At 40.2% G+C, this 9124-nt stretch carries 8 protein-coding genes; 2 read left to right on the top strand and 6 right to left on the bottom strand.

Features of this window, described 5'->3' with window-relative positions; translation table 11 throughout:
- From D0469_RS08660 to D0469_RS08650, 3 genes are all read right to left on the bottom strand, one after another.
- Positions 1-232, bottom strand: a 232-nt coding sequence (locus D0469_RS08660) for a hypothetical protein (protein WP_199478427.1), incomplete at its 3' end; no start/stop codon positions are given.
- Between the two features lie 443 nt (positions 233-675).
- Complete coding sequence (locus D0469_RS21590; RefSeq protein ID WP_233522994.1) at positions 676-891, bottom strand: NUDIX domain-containing protein; 216 nt, start codon at positions 889-891, stop codon at positions 676-678.
- Positions 892-1268: 377 nt separating this feature from the next.
- A complete protein-coding gene (locus D0469_RS08650) occupies positions 1269-2252 on the bottom strand; it encodes a Gfo/Idh/MocA family protein (protein ID WP_117326348.1) in 984 nt (327 codons plus the stop codon).
- Positions 2253-2406: 154 nt separating this feature from the next.
- Here D0469_RS08650 and D0469_RS08645 point away from each other — a divergent pair, with 154 nt between their 5' ends.
- Positions 2407-3189 carry an SDR family oxidoreductase gene (locus tag D0469_RS08645; protein WP_117326347.1) on the top strand — a complete coding sequence of 261 codons (783 nt, stop codon included), beginning with the start codon at positions 2407-2409 and terminating at the stop codon, positions 3187-3189.
- A gap of 107 nt (positions 3190-3296) precedes the next feature.
- Here the strand turns inward: D0469_RS08645 and D0469_RS21050 are convergent, their stop codons facing one another.
- The 3 genes from D0469_RS21050 to D0469_RS08635 all read right to left on the bottom strand — a co-directional run bounded on the left by D0469_RS21050 (position 3297) and on the right by D0469_RS08635 (position 6820).
- Complete coding sequence (locus D0469_RS21050) at positions 3297-3443, bottom strand: hypothetical protein (RefSeq protein ID WP_158553397.1); 147 nt, start codon at positions 3441-3443, stop codon at positions 3297-3299.
- A gap of 204 nt (positions 3444-3647) precedes the next feature.
- Positions 3648-4682, bottom strand: coding sequence for an aromatic acid exporter family protein (locus tag D0469_RS08640; RefSeq protein ID WP_117326346.1), 1035 nt, complete (start codon positions 4680-4682; stop codon positions 3648-3650).
- A gap of 185 nt (positions 4683-4867) precedes the next feature.
- A complete protein-coding gene (locus D0469_RS08635; protein WP_117326345.1) occupies positions 4868-6820 on the bottom strand; it encodes a methyl-accepting chemotaxis protein in 1953 nt (650 codons plus the stop codon).
- Between the two features lie 799 nt (positions 6821-7619).
- On the opposite strand from D0469_RS08635, the gene D0469_RS08630 reads away from it, so the two are divergent.
- A complete protein-coding gene (locus tag D0469_RS08630) occupies positions 7620-8975 on the top strand; it encodes a helix-turn-helix domain-containing protein (protein WP_117326344.1) in 1356 nt (451 codons plus the stop codon).
- Positions 8976-9124 lie beyond the last annotated feature (149 nt).

The raw sequence follows: 9124 nt of genomic DNA, 5'->3' as shown, positions 1-9124 counted from the left end.
CTTGGTCGCGGTTGTTTCTTTCCTGGTCGCGGTCATTCTTTGCTTGGTCGCGGTTGTTTCTTTCCTGGTCGCGATTATTCTTTGCTTGGTCTCTGTTGTTTCTTTCCTGGTCTCGCTTGTTTCTTTCTTGGTCGCGGTTATTCCTTCTCTGCTCCCGATTATTTCTTTTTTGATCTCTGTTATTCTGTTTTTGCTCCCAATTGTTTCTTGCCTGGGCATTATTGTTCCCCATAATTTACCTTCTCTCATTTAAATATTTTTTTATGAACACCGGTGACTAATGCATTCAAAAGACAATATTCAAGTTTGCAGCTTCTGCAAACATCTGAGTGTAAATTACAGCGACCTTTTTCAACGTAATATTTGAACCCTGATATATATTCATTGCACTCCAACTGCTCGTAAGCATCAAAGTTCAAGCTTGCGTAACATACACTCGGAATATACTTTCAGACCTCCCTCCCTATTCTGCTTTTATGATATGCAGCATAAACAAAATAGCTTGTACATCTTATAGGTCAACGTATAATTTGAGCGGTTTTTTTTAATTTACTAAAACCAAATATCTAAAAAAACGGCTGTGACACCAATTCCCATCATCATTCTAAAATACTTGTGTTTTTTCCCGCTCTCCCAGCGGTTTCTATAATGATTGGCATACAATTATTTCATTGTTTAAAAAAACATGAGCATAAAACGATCGGTAGTATTGCTATCTTTAATAACACCTACATACTCCAGGTCATTCATGGAAATATCAATTCCAAGTTCCTCTTTGACTTCCCTTATCCCATCTTCAACTGTTTCATTGGCCAGGATATGGCCTGCGGCAGAAATATCAAAAAGACTTGGAAAATCTTTTTTCTCTTCACTGCGAAGCTGGAAATACACATATTCTGTGTTACCCTCCCTGCTAATCAGCCAAGAATGGCAGGTTTCATGCCCATGCCCAAATTAGTGTACTTCCTTACGAGAAGCTACCTCTAGATGGCGATGATTCTCATCAAAAATGTTAAGCATTTCATCGTTCATTATTTTCTCTCCAATACTTTTTTGGTAATAGCAACCATCCTTTATTATCTATGGAAATTGAAGAAAAAAGGAAATGCACTTTTACATTCTGATATAAGTGAGGCAACCTCTATGAGGAAACATTCGTCACTTAAGGAACTTTTACTACAATTTTTGCTTTTCCCGTTCTTTATTAACATGCTCTTCTTATTTCTCATCTGCGTATGCAAAAAGGCTGCAAAATGGCAGCCTTTAGGTTAGCGGTCTCCTGGATATTTAAGTCCGATTTGTGCTCTTGCTTCATCCATGATTTCCATGACAGCCATGGACATCTCAAAGGAATTAATGTCTGACTCATGCTTGCCTGACTTTATTAATTCGATGAATTCCATCGCTTCATAAACCATTGTATTTTCAGCCTGACTTTGAGTAATATCTTCCTCTGTACCATCCCGATAAACAATCTTTACGCTCTTTGGATCAGAAATTTTATCAATCAGGATACTTCCGTTCTCTCCCTGGATTTCAGATGGAACAACTGAATTGGTTATTTTCGAATGAGAAATGATTGCTTCACTTTCCTTGTAGGAAAAAATGATGCTGCCCTGACCATCGGCTCCTGATTCAAGCAGATAGCCATTCGCAAGAATCTTTTCTGGACGCCCCAACAGCATCACAACTGGATAAATGCAATAAATGCCTATATCCATCAAAGATCCACTGGCGAATTCAGGTTTGAAAGCATTCATCACCGTACCTGCTTTATAGGCGTCATATCTTGATGAGTATTGGCTCTGACTAGCTGAAAAACGCCTTATTTTACCTATTTTATGAAGGTTTTTCTGAACGCTTTTAAAGTTTGGAAGGAAGGGTGGCTTCATTGCTTCCATTAGCAGCACATCATTTTCCTTTGCCGCTTGAATCATATCCGCCAGTTCAAACCGGTTGGACGCGATCGGCTTTTCACAAAGCACATGCTTTTTATGTTTGAGAAAGATTAGTGCTTGTTCCGCGTGAAGTGAATTTGGGGTGGCTATATAAACTGCATCAATTATATTGCTCACAGCCATTTCCTCGAGATCCGTAAACAACGAATCAACCCCGTAATTGTCAGCAAATTCCTTCGCACGTTCCATAGTTCGTGAATAAACCGCTGTTAGTTCAAAATCTTCTATATTGCTGGCAGCTTTAATAAAAGCTTCTGTTATCCAATTGGTTCCGATAATCCCAAAACGAATCATTTACCATTCCTCCATGCTATTTTATTCTCATTTCTATAGAGTATCAATTTTTATCAGCTTTTTCCAGAATCCGAGTTGCTGGGTGAGATTGGTGGTTTTTAGAGCGGCCGAAAAGGGGATAGTAAGTTATTAAAAAAAAGAGGAGTGAAGTTAAGTGACTTCTGTTAAGGATAAGGTAGCCCTTGTAACAGGGGCAGGCTCTGGCATTGGCCTGGCTTCTGCTTTGAAACTGGCCCAGAACGGAGCAAAGGTGGCGCTCGCGGACATTAAAGAAGAGAACGCTGTTGATATAAAAAAACAAATCGAAGAGCTGGGCGGAGAAGCTCTAATTATTGAAACAGACGTTTCAGATCCCGCACGGGTGGAAGCATGCATTCAAAAGATTGCTGATAAATGGGGACGGCTTGACATTGTATTTGCAAACGCCGGGATTAATGGAGTTCTTTCACCGATTGAGGATTTGGAACCGGATGACTGGGAAAAAACCTTAAGCATCAATTTAAAAGGAACTTTTTTAACCGTGAAGTATGCAATCCCCCATATGAAGGAACATGGCGGCAGCATCATCATCACCAGCTCCATTAATGGAAACCGTATTTTCCGTAACTTTGGGTTCACTGCCTACAGCACCTCAAAAGCAGGACAGGTTGCCTTTGGAAAAATGGCGGCACTGGAACTTGCTCGTTACAAAATACGTGTTAATACCATTTGCCCCGGTGCCATCGAAACGAACATCGACAACAATACCTTCCCTGAGGAAGAGAATCTGGAAAAAATCAAAATTCCGATCGAATACCCTGAAGGCAACCAGCCACTGAAGCATAAATCAGGATCACCTGACCAAGTGGCAGACCTGGTCCTATTTTTGGCTTCCGATCAGTCCTCACATATTACTGGATCTAACGTTTACATCGATGGAGCTGAATCTCTTATATAAAGCGTACAGGTTAAACACAACTGGCAGACGCGTCTGCCAGTTTTTTGATATCCGTTACAGCCTTCATCCTGCGGCAGCGTGTTCTGCTCCTCCGCCAACTGCTTTTTTCATTCTGAGTCCTGGGTGATTCTTTCTCCAAATCCATGGGGCTGAGGGACGTAATCCAAGTGTTTCGTTCCTTCCGAAGAGACACTGTTTTCATACGAATTTTCCTTTAGTAACTTTTCCTTTGGCTGTTTTTGATTATTTTTCAAACTAATCACCTCCATTTATATAGCGTTTGGAGATAAGCAGAAAATATGCAAAAAGCGGGTTCGAATTGCCTGCAGGCTGGTATCTGGCAGGAGCCGATAAAGATGAAGTGAAAACGGTGCCCGATACAGCCTTCATTCTTAAATATACAAAAAAGCGCCGTCAATCGGCGCTTTCACTGTGCTGTAACATTATAAATCTTCAGTTTACTGAAGATGTGCCGCTTTGTTATACTGCTGCACAAGCCGGTCTAACCGCTTCAAGTGAAAAGAATATTCCACAATTGAGGAAGCAATGATCAGCAAGCGTAACTTACCTTCTTTATCTTCTGGGTATTGCTCGAGGATCCGCTCGAAAAATGCAGCACTTGATTCCATCATCTCATTTTCAAGATGGTCGTCTATCTCTTTCATTTTTCCTTCATATTTCAATAGAAAATATTCGTGGCTTTTAATTAATTGTTCGATATGATGGTCAAATAGCTGGTCTTCCTCGTCGTTTGCATTGCTTTGGAAGTAATGCTCTTCTATGTTCTCCAGCACCTCTTCCCCTTGCTGGAGTGTCTTTAGCATTTGCTTAAAAACAACGATTTCCCTGACATCCAAAGGATTCAGCTTTGACATTTTTCCCCGTTCTTCATCGAAAATCCGGTACAGCTCCTCCAGCCTATCGATGTCACTCCTCAGCTTCTGGCTCAGCTCCTGATATGATTTTTCCTTCAATTCATTAGAAATGGCCGTCCGCAGCAATAGTGACAGATTCTGAAAAACTGAATGGACTTTTTCCAGATAATTTTTTTTATATTTAGGCGGTAAAATCAATAGATTTATCAGTAATGCCGAAGCTATACCAACCAAAATGATTAAAAAACGGTTTAAAGTAAAAAGCAGACTTTCATTTTCAGGGGCGCTCATAATGGCAAGAACCGTAACCAACGAAAGCGGGATTGTACTTTCCATTTTCATTCTTAAGCTAAATGAAATAACGAGGATCATTATCAAGCCGATTGTAATTGGATTATCCCCAAGAAAGTGGATAGAAAGTAGCGCAATCGCTGCTCCCATCGTATTGGTCAGCAGTTGGTCCGACAACTGTTTCCATGAGCGATAAATCGATGGCTGGATCGTAAAAATCGCAGCTACTCCGGCAAACACGGCGGGCGTTAAATCAAAAATAGCACATATGTATAAAGCAATCGTTACAGCAATTCCGGTCTTCAGTACGCGCGGGCCAAGTACCATAAAATGTTTCCCCCATCTGACAATCTATCATAAACTCTAAATTAATCGTTTCATCTAATATTAGAGAATTTCCCCTTAAAAATAAAGACCTTAACCAGTTTTGCAGTTAAGGTCCTTTTTTTCTTAAATCGGTTATATATCCAGGACAGGCACTTGGCCATTCTGCTAGTCTGTCCATTCATAGATTACAACCTAAATTTCGCCAATATCGTTTGCATCTCTTCAGCCAATACGGATAATGATTGGGCTGCGGACGAAACTTCCTCCATCGTTGCTAGCTGTTCCTCACTTGTTGCAGAGTTTTGCTGGCTCGCACTGGCACCTTCTTCAGCAACTTGTTTCACAACATCAATCGCTTCAACAATTTGTTGGCTTCCAGCTGACATCTGATAAATGGAAGATGCAACTTCCTGCACCTTGCCGCTGACATTCGATACGCTTTGTTCAATAACCTGGAATAGCTCGCCGAATTGCTGTGTACGGACAACTCCATCTGCGACCTTTTCTGTTCCTGCATTCATTGAATTTACTGCCTGATCGGTTTCTACTTGAATGGCTCCAATTAAATCGGATATTTGTTTTGCTGAAGCTGATGATTGCTCAGCTAGTTTCCGGACTTCATCTGCCACCACAGCAAAACCTTTTCCATGTTCCCCGGCCCTTGCCGATTCTATGGCTGCATTTAAGGCAAGCAAATTTGTTTGGTTCGAGATGTCGGTGATAATCGAAACGATACTCACGATCTCCTTAGAACGGTCCCCAAGATTCCGGATGATTATGGAAGTGTCTTGGACTGTTTGTTGGATTTCATTCATATGGACAATAACATCCGCCACGCTGCTTGCACCGTTCTTAGAGACTTCCAGCGTATTTTGAGTGAGTTCTGCTACTTCTTCACTTCTTGCAGCTATTTGCTGAATCCCTGCAGACATCTGGTTAATAGCCGTCGCTGCCCCATTTACGCTATTTAATTGCTCATCCGCACCTGCGGCAATCTGCTGTGTTGCGGACGCAATCTGCTGAGCCGACTGGCTGCTCTGTTCGGCAGTAGCCGTTAGTTCTTCTGATGAAGCGATCAATGTATTGGCGGATATATTTACTTGCCCTAAAATCGACCGAAGTGAGTCAACCATTTGATTGAAGCTTTTGCCTAATTGGCCTAACTCGTCATGAGAATTAACTTCAATGGTTTCCTCAAGGTTCCCCTCGTTGATACTCTCCGTGGCTGACATTAATCTTCTTAACGGTGTCATTATAGACTTGATTATAAAATAAACAAGTGCGGCGGCAGCAACCAATGATGCTGCAATAACTATTAATGTAGTGATTAAAATAGACCTGGCCTCTTTATCAATCTCTGCTGAATACATGGTTCCTGAAATTTTCCATCCAGTCATTTTATTGGTTTCAAACATCAGCTTTTTCTCTTCACCATCCAGCATATATGCCGTTGAACCCGAATCATGCTTAAACATGTACTTATGCTCCGGATTGGAAGCGTCTGCTCCAACAGGCTGTTTTGGATGAATTAAAAACTTACTGTTTTTATCAAGTACCTGCGGATAGCCTTCTTTCCCGATTTTTGCTTCATTCACCATATCAGCGAGGGTTTTGATTTTCACATCAAAAGCAACTACGCCGCTATTATCTTCCAGAGTTTTGGCTACAGTAACGATTGCATCCCCCGTGCTTTCGTCCTTACTTGGGTCAGTTATCACTGCATTGCCTGAATGTTCAATGGCCTGCTGAAACCATTCTTTTTGTTCAGGGTTCCCTGCTAGCTTCGTCTCAGATGAACTAAGTAACGCCCCAGATTTTGTACCTAAATATACAGTCTGTATTTCCGGATATACCTTCTTGAAATCTACCAGTCGTGGAACTAAAGCACTTTCAACCTGACTGCTCGTGAAAGATTTTGATAGATAATTGACTACTTTTACCTTATCTTCAAAGAAGAGGTCGATATTTTGATTAATTAAGTTTACGTTTTCTCCAGCTGCGTTGAGAATTTGATCTTCGACTTTACCCTTTGCGGAATTATACGATATAAGCCCAATCAGTAAACTTGGAACGAATAAAATTAAAGCAAAAGAAATGATAAGTTTATTCTTAATAGTTAATCTGAAAAAAGACTTCATGAATATGTACTTCCTTTCTATACTGTTTCAGCTATCAATGTGAGATTTTTTTCAGTAAGTTGCAGAGCATCATTTGGCCCGTTCCTGTATTCGGACAGCCTATTTATTTCTATATTAAAGACCGTCATGACTGAATTTCCTTCAAATTGCGGGTGAAGAATTTCGAAAAATAGCCCTTTCAAACAAATTTGCTCACATGCCTCCCGAAATCATATTGCCCAGCAACCCTGTAAATGAAAACTGCATGGCCTTTCCAGGCGTCGTTCCCCAGCATCCTTTGCCCTATTTATAGATGATTTTTCCGGTAATATTACCTATCAGGCACAATTGACATTCCGCAATCGGTGGTTAACCTGCTTGTCAATGCCCCCAGGTTCAATTGCTACCCGGTTACCCAAGCAGGCCGAGGATCCCTGCATAAGCTCGGTAAGTTTCATGCTCTTTGTTAGGAAATGTTTAAGACAATATCAATCAACTTTCCCTGCAAACCCAAATAATAAAACGCTTCCAAACCTAGATTTCAACTCTAGAAATAGGATGCGCTTTGTTTTTTCCAATATTATTTATTAGTAAAAGAATACGATTGGATAAGATGGCTTTCCTGTTTAACATACGATTTACCTATCCTTTAGTTTAAATTTGTGTGTAATTTTTACTATAACCATCATTATAACAACCAAAATAAAACTTTCAATGATTTTATTGGAAAAAAACACAAAAAATTTCATTTCTGGAAACTAGGATAATTCTTATAGTAAAATAAGGAAAAAATACTGTCCCCTATTCGGAAGGAAAATGTATGAACCAGATAATACCCAGACATAATGAAATTGGTGATAAGATCAGAGCAGCGCGAAAAACGAAGGGTATGACCCTAGAGGAATTGGCTGAGGGAATTTGTTCACTTGGCAAAATGAGCCAGATAGAAAATGGAAGGCAACCTGTAACCGAACAACAATTGACTGAACTCTGTATCAAGCTTGAATTGCCCATGAGTTATTTTTCTGATCCTGACATCAATGCAAAACTGAAGGAAATGGATTATCTCAATCTCAAAATTAGAGATCTGATTGAATTGCAGCAGTGGGAATACGCAAAGAGTGAGCTTAAGCTATTTTCGGAAAAAGTAGAGTCATACCAAATTCCCAGCAGGAAAATTGACTTCCATTTTCTTTCCGGGATTTTTTATCTAAAAACGGATCAATCCCAACTTGCGGAAGCGCATCTATTTCAAGTCATTGATGCCGAGGAAAAAAATAATTACAATTTACGATTGAAATTGGATGCCTATAACCTCTTGGCCAGTATAATGTTCAGCAGAAAAAACATTTCACAAAGTTTTAAAATATTGGACAAGGCCATGGAATTATCAAGTGTAAGTCCGACTGTCACGAAGATAGAGCGGGACAAAATCTATTTTAACCGTGCGATTCTCTACATATGTACAGCATCAAAATATCAAGCTATACAAAATATCAATAAAATCAATCATTACATGATTGCTCATCTGGAAACGGATTACATGAAACTCCTAGTCCAATTACTGGATGATAACTCGCTTGAAGATGTAAGGGAAACTTTGCTATCCTTAAGGGAAAAGCAGCAGCAAACAAATGATGCTGCAGGAATATTGCGCGGATGGGCCCTCACTATTTATACCAGTTTGGCAGCTTACCCAAAAAATGATATCGGGCTGCAGCTGAAGGAGCACTTCCTATCAGACCTGGATATGTTCAAAGACATTCCTGATCAAAGAGAACAATGTTTAGCCGTAATTCAACTTAGCATCTATGTAAGCTTGCACCGGAATGATGACACATCGTTTATAACGGACCTGATCAAGCGGGCAAAGCCCTTCGTCACTAGCATAAAAGATCCATTATTAATTGCTCGTCATTTCTTTTTAGAGGGACAGTTTTACAAGCGAATATTACAAGACACCCTCAGCTCCCACGTCCTTTTCCAAAAGGCCTATGAGACTCTTAAAGATGATGGCCAAAGCATATTAAAGGCTGATATCCTGTACGAGCTTTGTAAAAAAGAAAAATCTGACAGCAAGGTAATGACCGCATTAGACATTTATCACAGTCATTTGGAAAGCCAGTTTCTGTTTACCCATTTTTATGATTTGACACTGCCAGCGTTTAAATATTAGAAAACTCGCCGAATGGCGAGCCGCGTAACAGTAAAGACGAATGCAAAACCTGCGGTCAATGTGTTTACACTCACATAGTCTGTTACGTTTTGGGGTGACAACCTTTCACACATAGTCTGCGTTCTGCTTCATGTGGGTAGACTAACTGA

The sequence above is a fragment of the Peribacillus saganii genome (assembly GCF_003429095.1).
Classification (GTDB): domain Bacteria; phylum Bacillota; class Bacilli; order Bacillales; family DSM-1321; genus Peribacillus; species Peribacillus saganii.
Note: the sequence above shows the minus strand (reverse complement) of the source record. Positions and strands in the feature narration are given on the sequence as shown.

What these genes read in the sequence shown, in the direction of transcription:
- D0469_RS08630 (WP_117326344.1), top strand. Translation starts at nt 7,620, where the DNA reads ATGAACCAGATAATACCCAGACATAATGAAATTGGTGATAAGATCAGA.
- D0469_RS08635 (WP_117326345.1), bottom strand. Translation starts at nt 6,820, where the DNA reads ATGAAGTCTTTTTTCAGATTAACTATTAAGAATAAACTTATCATTTCT.
- D0469_RS08640 (WP_117326346.1), bottom strand. Translation starts at nt 4,682, where the DNA reads ATGGTACTTGGCCCGCGCGTACTGAAGACCGGAATTGCTGTAACGATT.
- D0469_RS08650 (WP_117326348.1), bottom strand. Translation starts at nt 2,252, where the DNA reads ATGATTCGTTTTGGGATTATCGGAACCAATTGGATAACAGAAGCTTTT.